Here is a 22,140-nt window from a genome sequence, read left to right on the forward strand (position 1 = left end):
TTGTAGTTACGCCAGCATTAGCACTACCTGATGGCCGTCCAGCCCTTGCTACTACTGATCCACAAGCATTATGGCTACACTGCCGCCGAACTGGTCCTACCAGTGGAGAGTGAGAGGCATGCAGAACGAAAACCACAATGATCGCCGTCAAGTCGCCGACGTCGTCGCCGAGCGCATCGAGCGCCTGATCGTCGATGGGGTATTGAAGGTCGGCCAAGCCCTGCCCTCGGAGCGGCGCCTGTGCGAGAAGCTGGGCATTTCGCGCTCGGCCTTGCGCGAAGGTCTGCGGGTGCTGCGCGGGCGCGGCATCATCGAGACGTCCCAGGGTCGCGGCTCGTTCGTTGCCGAACTGTCCGGCAACCATGACGCCAGCCCACTGATGCACCTGTTCAACTCGCAGCCGCGCACGCTCTATGACCTGCTGGAGGTACGTGCACTGCTGGAAAGCGAATCGGCCCGGCTGGCGGCCTTGCGCGGCACCGACGCGGATTTCATCCTGCTGCGCCGGCGCTACGAGGAGATGCTCGCGGCCCACACCAGCGAGCAGGGCGCCGATCCGCGCGAGCATGCCCGCCTCGATCACGCCTTCCATCTGGCGATCTGCGAGGCCTCGCACAACCCGGTACTGGTGCACACGTTGCAGTCGCTGACCGACCTGATGCTGAGTACCGTGTTCGCCTCGGTGAACAACCTCTACCACCGCCCGGCACAGAAGCGGCAGATCGACCGCCAGCATTCGCGGCTCTATCACGCGGTGATCGAACGCCTGCCCGAGCAGGCCCAGCGTGCGGCGCGCGACCACATCCACGGCATTCGCGACAACCTCAAGGAAATCGAGCAGGAAGAGCAGCGCCTGGTGCGCGCCACCATGCGCCTGGAAGGCTGGACCTGAGCATCCTGTAGCGCCTCCAGCGCAGCCCTACAGGCCATGCACGCGCCGCGTTGTCGCCTGCGTCCTGCAGCGGCCGGGGCGCATGCTAGACTCGCCGATCTTTCCGCTATGCCCGAACGCGCCGTGTCCGAACTTCTTGACTGGCTGAGTGCCGACCGCCTGCCTTGCCCCCTCGATCCCGCTCTGCATGACTGGCTCTACGTCGACAAGGGCTCGCTAACGCGCCGCCTGACCGAACTCGCCGCTGGCGCCTTCAGCGTCATTCCGTTGCACCAAGCCTGGCTGCCGTTGCGCGCCGATGAATGCGCGGCCCTCGACGTGCCCGAACAGAGCGAAGGCTGGGTGCGCGAGGTCTATCTGTGCGGTCATGGCCGGCCGTGGGTGTTCGCCCGCAGCGTTGCTGCACGAGCACAGCTGGAGGAATCCGGCCTCGACCTGCAAAGCCTGGGCGATCGTTCTTTGGGCGAGTTGCTGTTCAGCAATCCGGCCTTTACCCGCGGCACGCTTGAGGCCTGCCAGTACCCGTCGCACTGGCTGCCGGATGCGTGCCGTGTCGACGGGCTCTGGGCGCGGCGCTCGTGCTTCCGCCAGAATCGCCTAGGCGTGCTGGTTGCCGAGGTGTTCCTTCCCGAGCTGTGGCAGGCCGCCGCCGTCACATCCTGAGCGCGTCGCTCTGCACGTCCCCTTCCGCCAAGGAGAGCCGCTGATGTATCTGAAACTGCTGCAATCGTGCAATCGCTTGCACCCGCGCGCCTGGGACTTCATCCAGCTGATGCGCCTGGACAAGCCCATCGGCACCTACCTGCTGCTTTGGCCGACCCTGTGGGCGCTGTGGATTGCCGCCGAGGGCGTGCCCAGCGCGAAGAACCTGTTCATCTTCATCACCGGTGTGATTCTGATGCGCGCCGCCGGCTGTGTGGTCAACGACTTCGCCGACCGCAACTTCGACGGACACGTGCAGCGCACCCAGGCACGCCCGATGGCTGCTGGCCGGGTCAGCTCGCGCGAGGCCTGGACGCTGTTCGCCGTGCTGGTGGGCCTGAGCTTCGGCCTGGTGCTGCTGACCAACGCGACGACGGTCTACCTGTCGTTCGGCGCTCTGGCCCTGGCCGCCTGCTACCCGTTCATGAAGCGCTACACCTTCTACCCGCAGGTGGTGCTCGGCGCGGCGTTCTCCTGGGGCATGCCGATGGCCTTCACCGCCGAAACCGGCAGCCTGCCACCGGAAGCCTGGCTGCTGTTCATCGCCAACCTGCTGTGGACGGTGGCCTACGACACCTATTACGCCATGGCGGATCGCGAGGACGACCTGAAGATCGGCATCAAATCCACCGCGATTCTGTTCGGCGAAGCGGACCGCGTCATCATTGTCACCCTGCAAGGCCTAGCGCTTTTCTGCCTGCTGCTCGCCGGTGCGCGCTTCGAGCTCGGCCAGTGGTTCCACCTGGGATTGGTCGTCGCTGCCGGCTGCTTCGCCTGGGAATTCTGGAAGACCGCTTCGCGCAAGCCGCAGGCCTGCTTCAAGGCGTTTTTGCACAATCACTGGGCGGGACTGGCGATCCTCGTTGGCATCATTGTGGATTACGCAACCCGGGCTTAATTCTCCGCGAGCCGTGCTAGAGCCTTTGCTGCCGTCTGCCTGTCACATGGCTGCAATAATTCCGTTATCTAATGCCGGACGACAAGAACAGACCCGAGGCTGGACCATGAACGGCAAGAGCATATTGATCGTCGACGACGAGGCGCCGATCCGGGAGATGATCGTCGTCGCCCTGGAAATGGCCGGCTATGACTGTCTCGAAGCAGAGAACACCCAGCAGGCTCACGCGCTGATCATCGACCGCAAGCCGGACCTGATCCTGCTCGACTGGATGCTGCCTGGCACCTCGGGCATCGAGCTGGCCCGTCGCCTGAAGCGTGACGAGCTGACCGCCGACACGCCGATCATCATGCTCACCGCCAAGGGTGAAGAGGACAACAAGATCCAGGGCCTGGAAGTCGGCGCTGACGACTACATCACCAAGCCTTTCTCGCCACGAGAACTGGTGGCGCGCCTGAAGGCGGTGCTGCGCCGCGCGACCCCGGTGGACAGCGAGTCGCCCATCGAGATCGGCGGCCTGCTACTCGACCCGGTCAGCCACCGCGTCACCATCGACGGCAAGCCGGCCGAGATGGGCCCCACCGAATACCGCCTGCTGCAGTTCTTCATGACCCATCAGGAGCGCGCCTACACCCGCAGCCAACTGCTCGACCAGGTCTGGGGCGGCAACGTGTACGTCGAGGAGCGCACCGTGGATGTGCATATCCGCCGGCTGCGCAAGGCCCTTGGCGAAGCCTATGAGAACCTTGTGCAGACGGTACGCGGCACCGGTTATCGTTTCTCCAGCAAAAGCTGAGTACGCCGGGGTGAGCATGCGTCCCGGCATCGTCGAGCAGATCATCATCGCAACGTTTGTGGAGTGCATCGGTTGAATCAGGACTGGCAAGGAGCCCTCGTTCGTCGCCTGCTGATCCTGCTCGGCGGCTGCCTGCTGCTGGGGCTGATCACCGGCGAATATGCCTGGGTGCTGGTGATCGGCCTGGCCGGCTATCTGATCTGGACCGTGCGCCAACTGCTGCGCCTGCAGCGCTGGCTGCACCGCGCCGACCTCGACGAGCCTCCGCCGGATTCCGCCGGCGTCTGGGGCGACGTTTTCGATAACCTCTACCAGATGCAACGCCGCGACCTGCGCCTGCGTGGCGAGCTGCAAGGCATCATCGACCGTGCCCAGGGGTCCACCGCAGCGCTAAAGGACGCGGTGATCATGCTCGACAGCGACGGCAATCTGGAATGGTGGAACCCCGCCGCCAATCGCCTGCTGGGGCTGAAGAAACAGCAGGACGCAGGCCACCCGATCAGCAACCTGGTGCGCCACCCCGCATTCAAGGAGTACTTCGACAGCGGCAACTACGAACAGCCGCTGGAGCTGGCCTCGCCGGTGAATGATCGCCTTCGGCTGCAGTTCAACGTAACCCGCTACGGCAACAGCGAACACCTGTTGCTGGTGCGCGATGTCACTCGCCTGCACCAGTTGGAGCAGATGCGCAAAGACTTCGTCGCCAACGTCTCCCACGAGTTGCGCACGCCACTAACCGTGATCGCCGGCTACCTGGAAACCATGCTGGAGAATGCCGAGGGGGTGAACCCGCGCTGGCTCCGGGCTCTGCAGCAGATGAACCAGCAGGCCGGGCGCATGCAGCACCTGCTTAACGACCTGCTATTGCTGGCCCGCCTGGAAACCAGCAGCCGGCCGACCGACAACCAGCCGGTCGCCGTGGGGCCGTTGTTGCAGTCGATCATCAGCGATGCGCGCGCCCTGTCAGGCAGCCGCGGGCATCTGATCAGCCTCGATGCCGACCCGGCCTTGCAGCTCAAAGGCAGCGAGACGGAGCTGCGCAGCGCCTTCTCGAACCTGGTGTTCAATGCGGTGAAGTACACGCCCGATGGCGGCAGCGTGCATGTGCGCTGGTGGGGCGATGAGGTCGGTGCGCACCTGTGCGTCGAGGACAGCGGCATCGGCATCGAGCAGAAGCATCTGCCACGACTCACCGAACGCTTCTATCGGGTCGACTCCAGCCGCGCCAGCAGCACCGGTGGCACAGGGCTCGGCCTGGCAATCGTCAAGCATGTACTGCTGCGCCATCAGGGCCGCCTGGACATCAGCAGCACCCCCGGTCAGGGCAGCCGTTTCTCCTGCCATTTTCAGAATAGCCAGATACCCGGCCGCTGATTCGGCACGTACCGATCAGCCGGAAAATATCCCGGCTGATCGCTTGAAAAGCCGGCTCTCCGCCGCCATTCTGTCGCGATCATTGGCTACCCGACCCCTTCATGGACCCTTCCCCCAGTTACGCCGCCTCTTCTTACTTCGCCGATTTCGGCCTGATTCTCTTCGCTCTGTTCCTCGTGCTGCTCAACGGCTTTTTCGTTGCCGCCGAGTTCGCCATGGTCAAGCTGCGCTCCACCAAGGTGGAAGCCATCGCCAGCCGGCATGGCTGGCGCGGACACATCCTGCGTACCGTGCACAATCAGCTCGATGCTTACCTCTCCGCTTGCCAACTCGGCATCACCCTGGCCTCGCTGGGCCTGGGTTGGGTCGGTGAGCCGGCATTCGCGCACCTGCTCGAACCGTTGCTGGCTGGCATTGGCATCGAATCACCTGCGCTGGTGCATGGCATCGCCTTCTTCACGGCGTTCTTCATCATTTCCTACCTGCACATCGTGATCGGCGAGCTGGCGCCGAAATCCTGGGCGATCCGCAAGCCGGAACTGCTGTCGCTGTGGACGGCAGTGCCGCTGTACCTGTTCTACTGGCTGATGTACCCAGCCATCTACCTGCTCAATGCCAGCGCCAACGCCATTCTGCGCATCGCCGGCCAAGGCGAGCCAGGCATGCACCACGACCATCACTACAGCCGCGAGGAGCTCAAGCTGATCCTGCACTCCAACCGCGCCCGCGACCCGAGCAATCAGCAGATCCAGGTACTGGCCTCGGCGGTGGAAATGAGCGAGCTGGAAGTGGTCGACTGGGCCAACTCCCGCGAGGACCTGCTGCAGCTGGAACACGACGCACCGCTGAGCGAGATTCTCGAGGTGATCTGCCGTCACAAGTACAGCCGTTACCCGGTCTACGACAGCACCAAGGGCGAGTACGTCGGCCTGTTGCACATCAAGGATCTGCTGCTGGCGCTCGCCGGCAACGACCGCCTTGCCGAAGCATTCTGCCTGAGCGAGCTGCTGCGCCCGCTGGAACGGGTGTCCAAGCACATGCCGTTGGCCAGTCTGTTGGAACAGTTCCGCCAGGGTGGCGCGCATTTCGTGCTGGTCGAGGAAGGCGACCACAAGGTGATTGGCTTCCTGACTATGGAAGACGTACTGGAAGTGCTGGTTGGCGACATTCAGGACGAGCACCGCAAGACCGAACGCGGCGTGCTCGCCTATCAACCGGGCAAGCTGCTGGTACGCGGCGACACGCCGCTGTTCAAACTCGAACGTCTTTTAGGCATCGACCTCGACCATGTCGAGGCGGAAACGTTGGCTGGACTGGTTTACGAAACCCTCAAGCGTGTACCCGACGAGGACGAGGTGCTTCAGGTCGACGGCCTGCAGATCGTCATCAAGAAAATGCGCGGACCGAAAATCGTGTTGGCAAAGGTCCTTCGTTTTCAGGGCTAAGCGGTGGCTTGAAACCGGCAGCCCATCATTACATTTACGTTTACATACTGGTCGCTAAGTCTTGATTTACAAGAAATTACGACCGCTCATCGCGATGTGCCGAATTATTCTTAGCTACTGCCCGTCCACGCCATAGGCGGCTCGCTCGAGCCGCCATCGATTTCTGATCGAATGACGATGGAGCTACCCGAATGCGCATCAATGGTTTGACTACTACAACCACACTGGCCCTGTGCCTGGCAGCGACTTCTCAGGCTTTCGCCCAATCCGCCACCGGCCCGATCTCAAACTTCGGCGTCATTGGCTCGCACAATCAGTACAAACTGACCGTGAACGACGAAAGCGACAAGGAACGCCTCAACCAGGGCGGGCTGTACTACAACTTCGGCAACAAGATGACCGGCCAGGAAGGCTTCATCTACCAGGCTGGTATCGAAGGTCAGTATCGGGAAAAAGACGATGTAGAATACCTGTCTGCCCGCGCCGATCTCGACCTGGGCCTGCGCGCAGCGCTGAGCACCAACAACTACGTCGACCTGATCGTCGGCGGCGGCTACGACTGGGGCCGCATCGAGCAGGATGACGTGCGCGTTGGGATATTCGAGGAAGACGTCAAGCTGACCACCCGCTCGCCCTTCGCCAAGGCCGGTGTCGGCTACAACTACCTGACCCCCGACTACACCGTGCGCCTGGAAGTCGGCGCCCGTTACTCCATCGAAGCGGACAGCAAGTTGAAAGTCGGCGGCGAAAGCGACACCGTCGATCTCAAGGACAAGGTCAACCCGTACGGTGAGCTGAGCGTGCTGTGGAACAAGGGCATCAACAACATGCCCATCAGCACCAGCCTCTACTACACCCAGACCCGCTACGAGCTCGACAGCAGCAGCGAGCTTGCCGAGAACACCAAGCTCAAGCAGGAGCAGGTCGGCCTGAAAGTTGGTCTGGCGTTCTAACCCGCCCCAACCGCAGCTCGCTGTAACAGCGCCAGAGCGGCCACGCAGGCCTCTCGAAACCCACGGCGCTGTCCAGCGGGCTGTAACAGACCGAACTCGATCTGCCGAGCGCCACCCTGAGATTGGGGTGGCGCCTCTTTAACCGGCTCTGCATTCAACCTGCGGCAGTTAAGACTGCCGACCCGCTCGGCCTTCCGTCAGGCCGTCCGTTCCGTGACGACCAGCCTACTTCCAAATGCCTATAGATCTAGCTCCTTAGTACCGATCTGATCATCGGCATTATCGGGCGTGATTAACTAGTTACAGATCTGGCGCCAGAATTACCAAGTAGACGAAAAGAATTAATCCCCATACAGTTCGTCGGGAACCGTTTCACAGTTTTTCTGTGAGGCACGTCACTTGCTAACACTCTCATAACGACAAGAAACCAACGCGGTTGGCGCTTCCTGCGTCCGCCGTACACACCTGGCCAGGTCAGGCCAGGCGTTTTGCCACTCGCCTCAGCGGACTCGATGCGAACGGAGCACAACAGTGCTGTGAGGATTCACGGTGCCTGTGCGAAACCGCAGCTGCGCGCTGCCGGAATGGATGCCGGGATTGATCGATTTCGCGCCTCGCCATGGGCGGCGCGGTACCCCAACCGTTTCGTAGATGCTCCTGATGACCCAACTACCCCGCACTAAGATCGTCCTGGCCCTGCTAGCTGCCCTTTCCCTGACGGCCTGCGCTCAATTCGAGCCGCGACCGCTCACCGAGCAGGCCTTGAGCGATCAGACCCGCGCCGATCAGGAGATGGCCAGGCAGGATGTCGAGCCTATCGCCGGCACGCTGACGCTAGACGAAGCCATGGCCCGCGCCCTGAAGTACAACCTCGACCGCCGGGCGCGCATGTTCGAAGAGGCGCTAGCGTTCCAGCAGTACGACGTTTCCCGCTACGACATGCTGCCCAAGCTGCTGGCCCAGGCGGGCTACAGCTCGCGCAACAACGACAAGATCAGCCAGAGCCGCAACGCTGAGGACGGCTCCCTGTCGCAGTCGCGCTTCATTTCCCAGGATCGCGATCACACCGTCAGTTCGCTGGCGCTGAGCTGGAACATGCTCGACCTGGGCGTCGGTTACTACGGTGCCCGTCAGCAGGCCGACCGCGCACTGGTTGCCGGGGAAAAGCGCCGCAAAGCCATGCACCTGCTGATGCAGGACGTGCGCACCGCATTCTGGCGCGCCGTCAGCGCGCAGAAGCTGCAGACCGAGGTCCGTGCTGCCACGCTGATGGCCGAGGGAGCGCTGGCCGATGCACGCCAGGCCGAGGCCGAGCGGTTGCGCAACCCGCTCGATTCGCTGCGCTACCAGCGCCAGGTGCTGGAAAACCTGCGCCTGCTCGAAGCCATCGAGCAGGAGCTGTCCACCGCACAGACCGAACTCGCACTGCTGATCAACGCCCCACTCGGCCAGCCGATCAGCCTCGCCGAACCGCCCTTCCAGCTCGACCGCCAGGCGCTCGACGTACCGGTCGCAGTTATGGAAGACACTGCACTGACTGCCAACGCCGACCTGCGCGAGGCGCACTACAACGCCCGCATCGCACGTGAAGAGACGCGCAAGACCCTGGTACGCCTGTTCCCCAGTCTGAACTTCAGCTACGGCCTGAATTACGACACCGACAGCTATTTGGTTAACCGCCAGTGGAACGAGGCTGGCGCACAGCTCTCATTCAATCTGCTTAATCTGCTGACGGGGCCGAGCCAGCTCAAGCTCGCCGATGCCGGTGTCGCACTGGCCGACCAGCGCCGGGTGTCCATGCAAATGGCGGTGCTTGCCCAGGTCCACCTGGCACGCCAGCAGTTGGCCAACGCCCAGCATCAGTTCACCCGCGCCGATGCCATCTGGGAAATCGACCGACGTATTTCCGAGCACATGGACAACCGCGAGGCCATCCAGGTGCAGAGCAAGCTGGACCAGGTCGCCAACCAGACCACTGCGATCCTCAGCCTGCTGCGCCGCTACCAGGCACTGGCGCAGGCACAGACTGCCGAAGCCCGCCTGCAGGCGACCCTGGGCGTGGACCCAGAAATCGGCAGCGTCAGCGACCTGACCCTGGCCCAGCTGACCCGCACCCTCACCGACGGCCAACGCACCTGGCAAAAGCTGGCGAGCAACGCCGGCCAAGGCGGCACACAGTGAAGCGCCTCGCGCTGGCCCTGCTGCTGGCAATGAGCGGGGGCGCTATTCACGCGCAAGTGCCTGAGCAGGCACCGGCGCGAGCGGGGCTGGAGCGACAGGAAATTCGAGCCCAGTTACTGCCGCGCCAATTCACTACCCTTGCAGCGGAGATCGGCGCCAAGGTCAACAAACTGTCGGTACCAGAGGGTGGCGCATTCAAGGCCGGGCAGACGCTGGTGAGCTTCGACTGCAGCGTGCAGCAAGCCATGGTGCAAAAGGCCCGCGCCGAACTGAACGCCGCTGAGGCCACCGACAAGGCCAACCAGCGGCTGGCCGAGCTGAACTCAGTCGGCAAGTTGGAAGTGGATCTAGGCCGCGCCGGCCGGCAAAAGGCTGTCGCCGAAGTGGGTGCACAGCAGGCGGTGCTCGGCAAATGCAGCATCGCCGCGCCCTTCACCGGCCGTATCGCCGAGCAAAAGGTCCGCGAGCAGCAGTTCGTGCAGCCTGGCCAGCCGCTGCTGGACATCCTCGACGACAGCGTGCTGGAACTCGAATTTCTGGTGCCCTCGGCGTGGCTGGTCTGGCTGCGCACCGGGCAGACCTTCGATGTCGAGATCGACGAGACCGGTCAGCGCTATCCGGCGCGCTTCGAGCGCATAGGCGCCCGTGTCGACCCGGTGAGCCAATCGGTAAAGGTCGCCGCCGCCATCGATGGCCGCTTTCCCGAGCTGATCGCCGGCATGAGCGGTCGCGTGCGCGTCACGCCGCCCACCCCCAAACCCTGATTCTGATACGCAGGCTACGGCCTGCGCCTGAGCCGCTACGCATCGAGGTCCGACATGGCCGATAAAACCGGTACTGCATCTACCCCTTCCCGCTTAGTGCGCGGTCGCCCTAGGCCCCTGGCGCTTGAACAGCGCTTCGTCTTCGACGGTGCGGGCGCAGGCGACGCGGTGGATGCCACGGCTAGCGCAGCGGCCGCCGAACCTTTCGCCGAAGCGGCCGAGGTCTCGATCAAGGTAGAGGTGGCCCATTCAGATCCAGCCGAGCGCCAACCTGCCGCGACCGACCAGCCAACGCTGTTCCGCAGCAACAGCAGCCACTCGGCCATTGATGAAGCAGCAGCTAGCGCCGCTGAACAGATTCGTCAGTTCCTGGCCCAGGCCAGCGATGAGCAACTCTTCGAGCTGTTCAATGGCGGGCAGACCACCCCGACCGAGCAGTGGACTGCGGAGCTAGCACGCCTGCGCACATCGATTGCCGACGGAACGCTGGAGATAGGCGTGACGCTGCTCGATAACGCACAAATCGAGGGAGCCCTTGCCGCCTACGCACCGGAAGGGCTGAGCGGCGAGTCGACCATTTTCCTCAACCAGGACTGGCTCGGCGTGCTGGACGCGCAACAGGTCTCGCGCCTGTTGATCGAGGAATACGGCCATCACCTGGATCATTTGTTGAATCAGGGCGTCGACACCGCCGGTGACGAGGGGCAGCGCTTCGCCGCCAAGGTCAGCGGCATCGATACTGCAACCCCAGGTTTTGCTGGCGACAACGATCACTCCACTCTGCAGTTCGACGACGAGTCGATCAGCGTCGAGTTTGCCACCCTGACGTTCAGCAACGCCTATCAGGTGAACGTGGGGACCACCCCCGCCGGCAAGGAATCCAACAGCCACGATTTCGTTTTCACGGACCTCGGCCAGGTCATCGTCAACGATGCCACTAACAGTCGTTTTTTCAGCGGCAACGATGTTTCAGCCACCGCGGTGACCATTGGTACGACCACCTACTACGGCTGGATCAGCCGCCCGGTCAAAAGTGGCGGCGTGGTACGCGGATTCTATTTCTGGACCGATGCGGACTTCACTTCGCTAGCCTTGGCCCAGGCCGATGGCAACATGGACGGCGACAGCAACGTCGCGGACAACCGCGGCTTCCTGCTGGTGGTCGATCAGGCTTGGTTCAATAGCCTGGACTGGAAGAACCAGGCGGCAAACCTGAAGAATGTCGGCTCGTCGTCCGACCGGGTCGATGCCGCGCTCAACACCCTGGTCGGCCCAGTACCGACGCCAACCGCCGTCGCCGATGTGGCAAATGGCACGCCCGGCAGCAGCGGCGGCGCGGCGGTCGAAGCGGGCGGTATCGCGAACGGCACGGCAGGCACCGCAGCCACCGGCAACGTACTGAGTAACGACACCGGCGGCGACAGCAAACGTGTAACCGCGGCAGGCACCACTTCTGCCAGCCAGGGCGTCACCGCCGCAACCACCTCGGCCAACGGCGCGGTCGTGACCGGCATCTACGGTACGCTGACCCTTGGCGCCGATGGCAGCTACCTCTACGTGGTCAACGACACCAATCCGCAGGTCCAGGCCCTGCGTACTGCCAGCGAGACGCTAGTCGACACCTTCACCTACCGCATGACCGACACCTCCGGCGCGACCTCCACCACCACCCTCAGCGTGACCATCCAGGGCGCCAACGATGCGCCGGTCGCCAATAACGACTACAACACGGCGAAGGAGTCGATAGCCGGGTCGGGCCAATACAGCGCATCAGACACAAGCGGCAGCCTCGCGACCGGCAATGTACTGAGCAACGATACGGATATGGATCGCTACGGGGAGACAAAGGCAGTTGTCGACCTGAACATTTCCGGCTCGGCAGTGGGCAGCACCGCAGCTACGCAGACCATCCTTTCCTTCGCCAGCCTTCCCAGCAACGTCAGCGCGGGCTATTTCGTCTTTAGCAACAACGTTGCTCTGAGGGACGCAAGCGGGGCGCAAATTACGGTCTCCAGCATTGATACGACGGCGAAAACCTTCACGTTGAGCGGCAAGGTCGCCACGCCAACGCTGGCGGAAAATCAGTCCCAAGTGCTGGGCTTCGCCAATAACGCTGCGGGTACCGCGGCGTACAAGGAAGCCACCATCAGTTCCAGCACCACCTCCGCTGGCCCGACGGTGAGCATCGCCTCCTTTCAGGGAACCATTGCCGTAGGCATGACGGTGAACGGCACCGGACTAGTAACAGCCCCAACCGTTACTACGATCAACTACAACGTCAGCGGAAACATCGTATCCGTCGTTCTCAGCCAGTCAGTCGCGATAACCAACCAGACGCTGACCTTCGGCAATAGCCAGAACGCCGGCACAACCTTGGTGGGTCAGTACGGCAGCCTATTGCTCAATGCCGACGGCAATTACACATACACGCCGATCGCCAACAACCCCGCCCTCAGTGCAGGCCAGTCGGCAGTCGAGCGGTTCCAGTACACAATGCGCGACGCCAGCGGCGCGACCAGTAGCGCCAGCCTTTACATCACCGTACTCGGCTCCGGCACCAATGATCCAAACGCAGTGGCCGACACGGCATTGGCTACCGAGCGCGGCGGTATCGCTAACGGCACCCTCGGCGTGGACCCCTCCGGCAACCTGCTGACGAATGACACCAACGGCAGCAATGCGGTCGTCCTGGCGCGCGCTTCGAGCAGTAGCACCAGCACTGCGGTGAGTAGCAACACAGAGATCTTCGGGCTCTACGGCAAGCTGACGCTCAGTGCCAATGGCAGCTACACCTATGTCGTCGATAACAGCAACCCGACCGTCCAGGCCTTGCGCGACACCAGCACCACCCTGACCGATACCTTCGTTTATACCGTCGAGAACGGCCTGCTGGCCGGCAGCACCAAGCTGCAGGACTCTGCCACCCTGACCATCACCGTCCGTGGCGCCAACGATGCGCCGGTAGCCGCCGATACGGTCGCACAAGCGATCGAGGCCGGCGGCGTGAACAACGGCACCGCCGGCTACAACCCCAGCGGCAACGTGCTGGATGCGGTCAGCGACGTGGATGACGCGCGTAGCGAGCTGCGCGTGACCACCGTACGTGTGGGCGGCGCTGAAGGGAGCGGCACCGCCGGCACGGTGGGCTCGGCTCTGACTGGTCTGTACGGCTCGCTTACGCTGGCAGCGGATGGCACGTGGTCCTACACGGTCAATAACACCAACGCCACCGTGCAGGCACTGAATCCCGGCCAGACGCTGATCGAACGCTTCAATTACACCGTAACCGACAGCTCCGGTACCGGGCTAACCGATATCGCCGTGCTAACCATCACTATCGAGGGCGCCGCAGACACCGTCGCGGTCAACAGCGTGTTCGTCAACGAGGCTTCGCCCTACGCCCTGTTCACCGTCAGCGGCAGTGCCGGTGTGGCAGTGCATCTGGGGCTGGGCAGCGCGAGCCTTCCCTCAACCGACGCGCGCGCCACGCTGTCAGGTACGGGCGCGGATATCGGCGACATGGTGGAGTATTTCAACGGCAGCGCCTGGGTGGCTTACATCGCCAACAGCCCGGTGATCATTCCAACTGGCGACAAGCTGCTGGTGCGGGTAGCCGTCATCCAGGACGACATCCATGAAGGCAACGAATCCTTCACCCTGACCGCCTACGTCAGCCAGGACAACAGCAGCACCGGTATCGGAACCATCAACGATGAGGGCGAAGGCGACATCTACCTGCCCGACAACACCAGCGGGGCGCCAGACAGCACCGGCCCACTGGACGACGACCGGCCGACGCTCAGCGTAAGCAGCGTATCGATCAGCGAAGGCGACTATGCCGAGTTCGTGATCAGCCTCGACAAGCGCTCCACTCAGCCGATCAGCTTCAGCCCCGTGCTGGCCAGCGGCACAGCTAACATCGGCATCGATACCGGCCCAACCGAGCAGCTGGAGCGTTTTGACGGCAGCACCTGGGTCGCCGTGAACGGGCCGGTAAGCATCGCTGCTGGGGAGCTGTCGGTTCGCGTGCGAATCGCTACGATTGACGACAGCTTCGTCGAGGCCAGCGAGACGTTCGCCCTGTCCACGGGAGCGGTGTCCGGCACCGTTACCAACCTGAGCGGTGCTGCGGGCATCGCGACCATCGTCGACAACGACATCGCCGCACCCAATAACCGGGCGCCGCTGGCCGTCAATGACAGCCTCAGCGCTACCGAGGACACGCCCGTCACCTTCAGTTCCGCGCAGTTGCTTGGCAACGACAGTGACCCGGACAACGACACGCTGACCATCGCATCCGTCAGCCGCGGCACTGGCGGCGATGTCGTACTCAACTCGGACGGCGACGTGCTCTTCACGCCCGATCCAAACTTCAACGGCACCGCGACATTCACCTACACTGTGACTGACGGCAATCTGGTCTCTAACACCGCCACCGTTACCATCACCATAGCCGCGGTGAACGACGCAGCCGTTATCGGCGGTATCGACACAGGCGTGGTGACTGAGGACGTCAACATTGATAACCAAGGCGCACTGGTTACCGGCGGCGCCCTGAGCATCACAGAGGTAGACACAGACGAAGCCAACTTCCAGGGCACCGTCACCCCCTCCTCTGGCGCGCTCGGCACGCTGACCATCGCACCCAACGGCACCTGGTCTTACAGCGTTCCGAACAGCGCGGTGCAGTACCTGAAGGCAGACGAGACCAAGGTCGAGACGTTCGTTGTGCGCTCGCTCGACGGCACTCAGCACACCGTCTCTGTGACCATCAACGGTGTCAACGATGCCGCTGTTATCGGCGGCACCGATACCGGCGTGGTGACCGAGGACCTGAACATTGCAGCGGGCAACCTGACTACCGGTGGCTCGCTGACCGTCACCGATCCGGATGCCGGGCAATCCAGCTTTCTGGGCACCGTGACGCCATCCACTGGCGCCCTCGGCACGCTGACCATCGCACCCAACGGCACCTGGTCCTACAGCGTTCCGAACAGCGCAGTGCAGTTCCTGAAGGCCGGCGAGACCAAGGTCGAGACGTTCGTTGTGCGGTCGCTCGACGGCACGGCACACACCGTCACCGTAACCATCAACGGTGTCAACGATGCCGCTGTTATCGGCGGCACCGACACCGGCGTGGTGACCGAAGACCTGAACGTCACGGCGGGCAACCTCACCACCGGTGGCAGCCTGACCGTCACCGACCCGGATGCCGGGCAATCCAGCTTTCTGGGCACCGTTACCCCCTCCACTGGCGCGCTCGGCACGCTGACCATCGCACCCAACGGTACCTGGTCCTACAGCGTTCCGAACAGCGCGGTGCAGTACCTGAAGGCTGGCGAGACCAAGGTCGAGACGTTCGTTGTGCGCTCGCTCGACGGCACTCAGCACACCGTCTCTGTGACCATCAACGGCGTCAACGATGGCGCTGTTATCGGCGGCACCGACACCGGCGTGGTGACCGAAGACCTGAACGTCACGGCGGGCAACCTCACCACCGCTGGCGCGCTGACCGTCACCGATCCGGATGCCGGACAATCCAGCTTCCTGGGCACCGTGACGCCATCCAATGGCGCCCTCGGCACGCTGACCATCGCACCCAACGGCACCTGGTCCTACAGCGTGCCCAACAGCGCGGTGCAGTACTTGAACGCTGGCGAGACCAAGGTCGAGACCTTTACCGTCGAAACTATCGATGGCAGCACCGCGACTGTAGTTATCACTGTGCAAGGGCTGGACGAGCCCGTCGTGCCACAGCCACAGCCACAGCCGCAACCCGTTCCAGTGCCGCAACCACAACCACAACCGGAGCCTCTCCCAGAGCCGCAACCGCAGCCTGTGCCACCAGTGGTTGTCGCACCGCCGCAGCCGGCTGCGGCGCTGCCCGTTCCGCCCCCTGCAGCACCAGAACCAGTCGCTCCACCTGCCGCACCGGCACCGTTCGATGCCACCGTTGCGCCAAGCAACACGCTGGCGGCCCCCGCCGCTGTCGCGGCGCCGCTAATCGCTGCTGTGCAGAGCCGCGATCTTGACCTAGTGCTTCACGGTCGAGCCACGTTCGCGGACATCTATACCCAGCGCGCCGGCTTCCAGATCGTGGTGATCGAAGCGCCCCAGCCGCGCCTGAGCCTGTATCACGGCGTAGCGGACCAGTATGCAGACGCAGGCACGCAGACCAGTTTCTCGGTGCCATACGATGCCTTTGCGCACACCGACCCGAACGAACGCATCCTGCTCAGCGCCACGCAAGCCAACGGCCAACCACTGCCGGGCTGGGTGCGCTTCGACCCGCAGAGCGGCAAGTTCGAACTCAGCGCACCAGCCAACTACCGCGGCGAAATCACCATCAAGATCGTCGCGCGCGACAGCCAGGGCCGCGAAGCCAGCTCGCTGTTCCGCTTCAACGTGGGTGATCGCAAGGCAAGCGATGCCAGCGGCCGAGCCACGTTGTCCGACCAGCTACGTCAGGCGGCGGCCCAGCGCCCGGTCCAGGCGTTGGAGCGGGCGCTTTCCGGGAGCCGTGCCGAACCTGCCCAGACCGATCGCGGCCCAGGTGAGTCTCGGCCGGATAACAAGGCAAGCTGAACGTGGAACGGTCTCCCCTTGCAGGCCTGCTTGAGTTAGGCCGTCAGGCTCGGCAAGCCGAGACGCCGGCCGAGCTGCAGTTCCTGCTGGTCAACGATAGCCATGCGCTGTTGCCTTACCGACAGGCAGCGCTCTGGCTCAGCGGCAGCGTGCGAGCGCTCTCAGGCATCGTTCAGGTCGAAGCCAACGTGCCCTATGTGCTGTGGCTCCAGGCACTCTGCCGACAGCTGACGCAGACACCGGAGCCACGGGTAGTTACGCGCAACGCCGTGCCCGAGGTACTTGCGCAGGACTGGAGCGAGTGGCTGCCAGACCAGGCGCTGTGGATCCCGCTTGGCGACGATGGCGGCGTGCTGTTTGCCCGCGACCTGCCCTGGCGGGACAGCGAGGTCGCGTTGCTCGTCGAATGGGCCGGAATCTGGCATCACGCGTGGCTTGCACAGCAGGCACCACGGCGAAGCTGGGGCATTCGGCCTCGTAAGGTACAGGCCGGCAGAACTTCGCGTCGCCGCTGGTACTGGGTGCTGGCCGTGTGCCTGCTCGTATTGGTTCCGGTGCGGCTGACGGTGTTGGCTCCCGGTGAACTGGTACCGGCCAGCCCTGCGCTCATCCGCGCACCGCTCGAAGGCGTGATCGATACCTTCCATGTGCAACCCAACGAAGTCGTCCGCCAAGGCCAACCGCTGTTCGGCTTTGACGAAGCGCTGATTCAGAACCGCCTCGAAGTGGCGCGTCAGGCGTTGGCCACCGCCGAAGCCGAGTACCGACAGACAGCCCAACAGGCCCTTGCCGATCCGCGCGCCAAGGCACAATTGGCCGTGCTCACCGGGCGCATCGAGGAGAAACGCACCGAACTGGCCTTCGGCACCGACCAGCTGAGCCGCGCCCGAGTGCTCGCACCGCGTGACGGCATCGCCCTGTTCGACGACCCGTCCGAGTGGATTGGACGACCGGTCTCGATCGGCGAACGCATCATGCGCATCGCCACGCCGCAGGATGTAGAGGTCGAAGCCTGGGTGCCGCTGGCCGATGCGATCCCAATGACCGATGGCAGTCGCGTTGCCCTGCACCTCAACGCCAGCCCGCTGGCACCCGCCAGTGCGACGCTGCGCTACTTCGCCCACGATGCCGTGGAGCGACCGGATGGCAGCTACGCCTATCGGGTGCGAGCGCGCCTGGACGCGCCGACCGAGCATCGCGTCGGCCTCAAAGGCACCGCACGCTTCAGCGGCGGCTGGGTGCCACTCGGTTATTGGGCGCTGCGCCGGCCACTGGCAAGCCTGCGCGCGATGATCGGCTGGTGAACGTGACCTCCTGGCCCCTGCTACGCGAGGAGCTCGCCCTGCTGCCCGGCCCGAAGCTGGCTGACGGCCAGCCGAGCTGGACGCTGCACGACCCAACTCGCAACCGCTTTTTCAGCATCGACTGGTTGACGTTCGAGGTACTGCGCCGTTGGTCGATCGCCGACGCCGAGGCCATTGCCGAGAGTGTCAGTCAGGATTCGACTCTGCACCTGGGGGTTGACGATATCGAACAGGTATCGCGTTTTCTTGGCGAGAACCAACTGCTGCAGGCGCGTCCCGGCAATGCTCGCCAGCAGGCCGAGCGCCTGAGCAAGGCTCGCGGCAGCCGCTTCAAATGGTTGCTGCATCATTACTTGTTCTTCCGTGTGCCCCTGGTTCGTCCGGATGCCTGGCTCGGCCGTTGGCAGGGTCTGGCCGCTCGCTTCAGCAGCCGCAGCTTTGCTCTGTTGACGCTTGCAGCGCTGCTGCTTGGGCTGACTCAGGTCGCCCGACACTGGGAACACTTCGCCGCGTCGCTGGTGGATACCTTCACCTGGAGCGGCCTGGCTGCCTATGGCGTGGCACTGATCGTGGTCAAGCTGCTGCACGAATTGGGGCACGCCTTCACCGCCAAGCGCTACGGATGCCGGGTGCCGACCATGGGTGTGGCCTTTCTTGTGCTCTGGCCGATGGCGTATACGGATACCAACGAGACCTGGCGCCTTACCAGCCGCTGGCAGCGCCTGCGCATCGCGGCGGCGGGCATCGTCACCGAACTGGCCGTGGCAGCCTGGGCGACGCTGGCCTGGGGGCTTTTGCCAGATGGCGAGCTACGCTCTGCCGCTTTCGTGCTGGCGACCACCAGCTGGATCGCCACACTGGCGATCAACGCCAGCCCCTTCATGCGCTTCGATGGCTACTTCATCCTCTCGGACTGGCTGGACATGCCGAACCTGCACGAGCGCAGCTTCGCCCTGGCCCGCTGGAAATTGCGTGAGTGGCTGTTCGACCTGGGCGAGGAGCGCCCTGAACGTTTTGCTGCCGGCAAGGAGCGCGCGCTGATCGTCTTCGCCTGGGTCACCTGGGCTTACCGCCTGGTGGTGTTTCTCGGCATCGCCGTGCTGGTCTATCACTTTGCCGTCAAGGCCATCGGCATCCTGCTGTTCGTGGTCGAGATCGCCTGGTTCATCCTGATGCCAATCCGCCAAGAGTTACGTGCATGGCAGCAACGCTGGCCGGCGATTCGCCGCCGCCGGCGTAGCCTGCTGACCTTCCTGCTGCTAACACTGCTGCTTGCCCTGGCGCTGGTACCTTGGCCTGGGCGGATCAGCGCCAGCGGCATGCTGAGCCCTGTCGCAGTATGGCCGGTGCATGCGCCAGGCCCTGCTCAGCTGGCGGAGATGCCCCATGCAGAAGGCAGCCTCGTCGCCGCAGGCGAGCCAATCGCCCGCATGGTCTCACCAACCCTGCTTGCGCGACGTGAAACAGCGGCGGCGCAACTCGAGCGGCTGCGCTGGTTGGCGGCTTCTGCCAGCTTCGGTAGCGATTCACGGAATCGCCTGCAGAGCGCTCAGGAGGAGTTGGCGACTGCCGAAGCCGAGTTTGCAGGGCTGAACCGTGAGCTGGCTCGCTACGAGCCGAGCGCACCGTTCACCGGCCGCCTCTACGATCTCGACCCGGACCTGCATCCCGGCCAATGGCTGGCCGACAAAGAACGCCTGGCCTTGCTGGTTGGTGACGAGGGCTACCGGGTTGAAACCTATCTCGACGAGGAAGCGGTCAAACGCATCCAGCCGGGGAGCTCGGCGCGTTTCGTCACCGATGGGGGCGATGGGACGGTACTGCAGCTGAGGGTCAGCCATGTCGATATCGACGCTACCCGCGTGCTCGATGACGGTCGTCTGGCCGCACAGACCGGCGGCCATGTGCTGGTTCGTGAACGACGCGGGCAATTGATTCCCGAGCATGGGCTCTATCGGGTGACGCTGGCGGTGGAGTCACCTGTCGGCGCGCTGGCCGGCCAATCCTGGCGGGGCACACTGGTGATTCATGGAGAGAGGGAATCGCTGGCCGGGCGCTACCTGCGCAACGCCCTTAGCGTGCTCCTGCGCGAAGCAGGCTTCTGATTATGACTGGCCTTATTCACCGCCAACGGCGAAGTTCGGCAGGCTGTTGACCGGCTGCGAGAAATCGAAAGGGATCGACTCGATGGCAAGGCCGACGTTGCGCTGCACCACGAAGTGCAGGTGCGGGCCGGTGCTGTTGCCGGTGTTGCCGGAGCGCGCGATACGCGTACCGGTTTCGATCCACTGACCTTCACGCACCGCGACCGAGCCTTTCATCAGATGCAGGTAGACGCCCATGGTGCCGTCGTCATGCATGATGCGCACGAAGTTGCCGGCCGGGTTGTTGCCGCGCCCGCTTTGCTCGTTCTCAACCTTTACCACCATGCCACCACGCGCCGCGACGATGGGCGTGCCCTCCGGCATGGCGATATCCACCGCGTAACGCCCCTTGGGCGTGAAGTGGCTGTATTGGCCGTTAGCGCCCTGGGTCAGGCGGAACGGACCGCCGCGCCAGGGCAGCGGGTATTTGTAGGGCTTGGGAATCAGACGCGGATCACCCAGCGCATGGCGCAGCTTGGGCGTGTACTTGAGCGGTTTGGAGGCATCACGCGGCGCCAGGGTCGCCAGGCGAATCTGGCTGCGCGGCGGCAATACCCAGCGAATCGGCTTGGCCGGCGCACCGATGACGTTATCGAGGTTATCCAGCTTCAGCTCGATATCCACCGGCGCGAACAGGTCGTTGCGCACCAGCAGTGTCTCGCCCGCTTCATGCTTGCGGGTTTCCAGGCGAACCTGGGTATCGAGCTTTTCCACCATGCGATCACGGAAGACGAACACCTGCGAACCAGGCGCTGCCTGGTCGCTGTAGGTCACGACCCCATTGGCGTCGGTGTATTTGTAGATGGTCAGGGCCAGCGCTGGCGAGGCCAGCAGTGGCAGTCCGAGCAACAGAAGGATGCGCCCCAGCATAACGGCAGATTTCTAGTGATTATGGTGTTGGAGCGCAGAGACTAGCAGTGGCGACTGGCCTGCGCGAGCCACCGACCGTCGGCGTGTGATGCTCTTCAGCTTGTAGAGGGTGGCAGGCGCCGAACGGTCGCCTGCCCCGGGCTGCTCAGGCGCCTGGAACGAAGTGCCGCTGCGCCGTGCCGCGGGCGATCAGGCGCGACAGATAATCCATCTTCTGCGGGTCGCGATCGACGAAGCGGAACGAAAGCTGCAGCCACTCGCTGTCCGGCTTGGGTTCGAAAGCTGCAACGGCGTGCAGATAGCCGTTGAGCCGGGCAACCTCACCGCCCTCGCCCTGCTCAAGATCGAGCACGGCGCTTTCCAGCACCTGCGGCAGCTGCTCGCCGCGCTTGACCACCAGCAACGCCTCCTTGAGGCTCAACGCCTTGATCATGCAGGCGACGCTGCCATTGGCCAGGCGCAACTGGCCCTGCCCTCGCCCGGACGCAGCGCCCGCCGGTGCGCTGGCAGGCGCGGCGCTGGGCTGAATCAGCGGTGAGGCTTTGCTTTCCGTGGCAGGCGCGGCGGGTCGCACAACCTCGGCCTTTCCGCCGGTGAGCGCAGCCAGCGAATCATTGGCCATGCCGGTTGCCAGGGTCCTGGTCGGGGCGCTGGCGGCCAGGGCATCCAGCTTGCCGGCACGGCCGAGAGCCTTGCGCACCTTGCCGGTGAGCTGCTCATTGGTAAACGGCTTGCCGACGAAGTCCGAAACGCCGGCCTGAATGGCCTGCACCACGTTCTCCTTGTCGCCACGACTGGTGACCATGATGAACGGTGTTGTCTTCAGCGCATCCTGGGTACGACACCAGCTAAGCAGCTCCAGCCCCGACATCTCCGGCATTTCCCAATCGCAGAGAATCAGGTCGAAGCGCTCACGGCTGAGCATCTGTTGGGCCTTGCGCCCGTTGACCGCATCCTCGATGCGAATGCCCGGAAAGTGACTACGGAGCGCCTTCTTTACCAGATCCCGGATAAAGGGCGCGTCATCCACTACCAGCACACTGACCTTGCTCATCCTTAACTCCTGCTCGAATGCCGGCAAGCATAGCGGCAGGATCGAATCGACAAAAGCACGACAGGTCATTGCCAGCAAAGTTGTTGCGCCCGATCAAAGCGGTGACGTTGACTCATGGTCGGGACATGACCCTGACGCCACGGCATACTTGCGGCTTTCGCCAGCTTCGCGAGGCCAC

14 protein-coding genes are annotated in these 22,140 nt (G+C 63.7%); 12 read left to right on the top strand and 2 right to left on the bottom strand.

Annotation, left to right across the window (positions count from 1 at the left end; all coding sequences use genetic code 11):
• Positions 1-118 precede the first annotated feature (118 nt).
• From glcC to SM130_RS19700, 12 genes are all read left to right on the top strand, one after another.
• Positions 119-892 (top strand): transcriptional regulator GlcC, encoded by a 774-nt coding sequence (gene glcC / locus SM130_RS19645; RefSeq protein ID WP_102826344.1) that lies wholly within the window; start codon positions 119-121, stop codon positions 890-892.
• A gap of 108 nt (positions 893-1,000) precedes the next feature.
• Positions 1,001-1,555: a chorismate--pyruvate lyase family protein gene (locus tag SM130_RS19650; protein ID WP_102826345.1), complete on the top strand. Its 555-nt coding sequence runs from the start codon at positions 1,001-1,003 to the stop codon at positions 1,553-1,555.
• Positions 1,556-1,598: 43 nt separating this feature from the next.
• Complete coding sequence (ubiA, locus tag SM130_RS19655; protein ID WP_102826346.1) at positions 1,599-2,492, top strand: 4-hydroxybenzoate octaprenyltransferase; 894 nt, start codon at positions 1,599-1,601, stop codon at positions 2,490-2,492.
• 106 nt (positions 2,493-2,598) lie between these two features.
• The gene (phoB, locus tag SM130_RS19660) at positions 2,599-3,288 is read left to right on the top strand and encodes a phosphate regulon transcriptional regulator PhoB (RefSeq protein WP_003283304.1); all 690 of its coding nucleotides are present in this window, start codon (positions 2,599-2,601) and stop codon (positions 3,286-3,288) included.
• Positions 3,289-3,360: 72 nt separating this feature from the next.
• A complete protein-coding gene (gene phoR, locus SM130_RS19665) occupies positions 3,361-4,662 on the top strand; it encodes a phosphate regulon sensor histidine kinase PhoR (protein WP_102826347.1) in 1,302 nt (433 codons plus the stop codon).
• 101 nt (positions 4,663-4,763) lie between these two features.
• Positions 4,764-6,107 (top strand): hemolysin family protein, encoded by a 1,344-nt coding sequence (locus SM130_RS19670; RefSeq protein ID WP_102826348.1) that lies wholly within the window; start codon positions 4,764-4,766, stop codon positions 6,105-6,107.
• 191 nt (positions 6,108-6,298) lie between these two features.
• Positions 6,299-7,060 (top strand): outer membrane beta-barrel protein, encoded by a 762-nt coding sequence (locus SM130_RS19675; RefSeq protein ID WP_102826349.1) that lies wholly within the window; start codon positions 6,299-6,301, stop codon positions 7,058-7,060.
• Positions 7,061-7,720: 660 nt separating this feature from the next.
• On the top strand, positions 7,721-9,241 hold the full coding sequence (locus tag SM130_RS19680) for a TolC family protein (protein ID WP_102826350.1): 1,521 nt from the start codon (positions 7,721-7,723) through the stop codon (positions 9,239-9,241).
• A complete protein-coding gene (locus tag SM130_RS19685) occupies positions 9,238-10,005 on the top strand; it encodes an efflux RND transporter periplasmic adaptor subunit (RefSeq protein ID WP_102826351.1) in 768 nt (255 codons plus the stop codon). The genes SM130_RS19680 and SM130_RS19685 overlap by 4 nt, the downstream gene beginning before the upstream one ends.
• 54 nt (positions 10,006-10,059) lie before the next feature.
• Positions 10,060-16,590, top strand: coding sequence for a VCBS domain-containing protein (locus SM130_RS19690; protein WP_102826352.1), 6,531 nt, complete (start codon positions 10,060-10,062; stop codon positions 16,588-16,590).
• Between the two features lie 2 nt (positions 16,591-16,592).
• Positions 16,593-17,894, top strand: coding sequence for an efflux RND transporter periplasmic adaptor subunit (locus tag SM130_RS19695; RefSeq protein WP_102826353.1), 1,302 nt, complete (start codon positions 16,593-16,595; stop codon positions 17,892-17,894).
• 2 nt (positions 17,895-17,896) lie between these two features.
• Positions 17,897-19,999 carry a site-2 protease family protein gene (locus SM130_RS19700; RefSeq protein WP_181019293.1) on the top strand — a complete coding sequence of 701 codons (2,103 nt, stop codon included), beginning with the start codon at positions 17,897-17,899 and terminating at the stop codon, positions 19,997-19,999.
• A 12-nt stretch (positions 20,000-20,011) separates the two neighbouring features.
• On the opposite strand, the gene SM130_RS19705 is transcribed toward SM130_RS19700, so the two are convergent.
• Together SM130_RS19705 and SM130_RS19710 are read right to left on the bottom strand one after the other, a co-directional pair.
• Positions 20,012-20,908: a peptidoglycan DD-metalloendopeptidase family protein gene (locus SM130_RS19705; protein WP_102826354.1), complete on the bottom strand. Its 897-nt coding sequence runs from the start codon at positions 20,906-20,908 to the stop codon at positions 20,012-20,014.
• Positions 20,909-21,053: 145 nt separating this feature from the next.
• Positions 21,054-21,962, bottom strand: a complete 909-nt coding sequence (locus SM130_RS19710) for a response regulator (protein ID WP_102826355.1) — start codon at positions 21,960-21,962, stop codon at positions 21,054-21,056.
• Between the last annotated feature and the right edge of the window lie 178 nt (positions 21,963-22,140).

The sequence above is a fragment of the Stutzerimonas stutzeri genome, assembly GCF_038561965.1.
GTDB classification, from domain to species: Bacteria; Pseudomonadota; Gammaproteobacteria; order Pseudomonadales; family Pseudomonadaceae; genus Stutzerimonas; species Stutzerimonas stutzeri_AA.

Coding starts and splice junctions, on each gene's coding strand:
- SM130_RS19710 (WP_102826355.1), bottom strand. CDS start 21,962: ATGAGCAAGGTCAGTGTGCTGGTAGTGGATGACGCGCCCTTTATCCGG.
- SM130_RS19690 (WP_102826352.1), top strand. CDS start 10,060: ATGGCCGATAAAACCGGTACTGCATCTACCCCTTCCCGCTTAGTGCGC.
- SM130_RS19680 (WP_102826350.1), top strand. CDS start 7,721: ATGACCCAACTACCCCGCACTAAGATCGTCCTGGCCCTGCTAGCTGCC.
- glcC (WP_102826344.1), top strand. CDS start 119: ATGCAGAACGAAAACCACAATGATCGCCGTCAAGTCGCCGACGTCGTC.
- SM130_RS19705 (WP_102826354.1), bottom strand. CDS start 20,908: ATGCTGGGGCGCATCCTTCTGTTGCTCGGACTGCCACTGCTGGCCTCG.
- phoB (WP_003283304.1), top strand. CDS start 2,599: ATGAACGGCAAGAGCATATTGATCGTCGACGACGAGGCGCCGATCCGG.
- SM130_RS19675 (WP_102826349.1), top strand. CDS start 6,299: ATGCGCATCAATGGTTTGACTACTACAACCACACTGGCCCTGTGCCTG.
- SM130_RS19670 (WP_102826348.1), top strand. CDS start 4,764: ATGGACCCTTCCCCCAGTTACGCCGCCTCTTCTTACTTCGCCGATTTC.
- ubiA (WP_102826346.1), top strand. CDS start 1,599: ATGTATCTGAAACTGCTGCAATCGTGCAATCGCTTGCACCCGCGCGCC.
- SM130_RS19650 (WP_102826345.1), top strand. CDS start 1,001: ATGCCCGAACGCGCCGTGTCCGAACTTCTTGACTGGCTGAGTGCCGAC.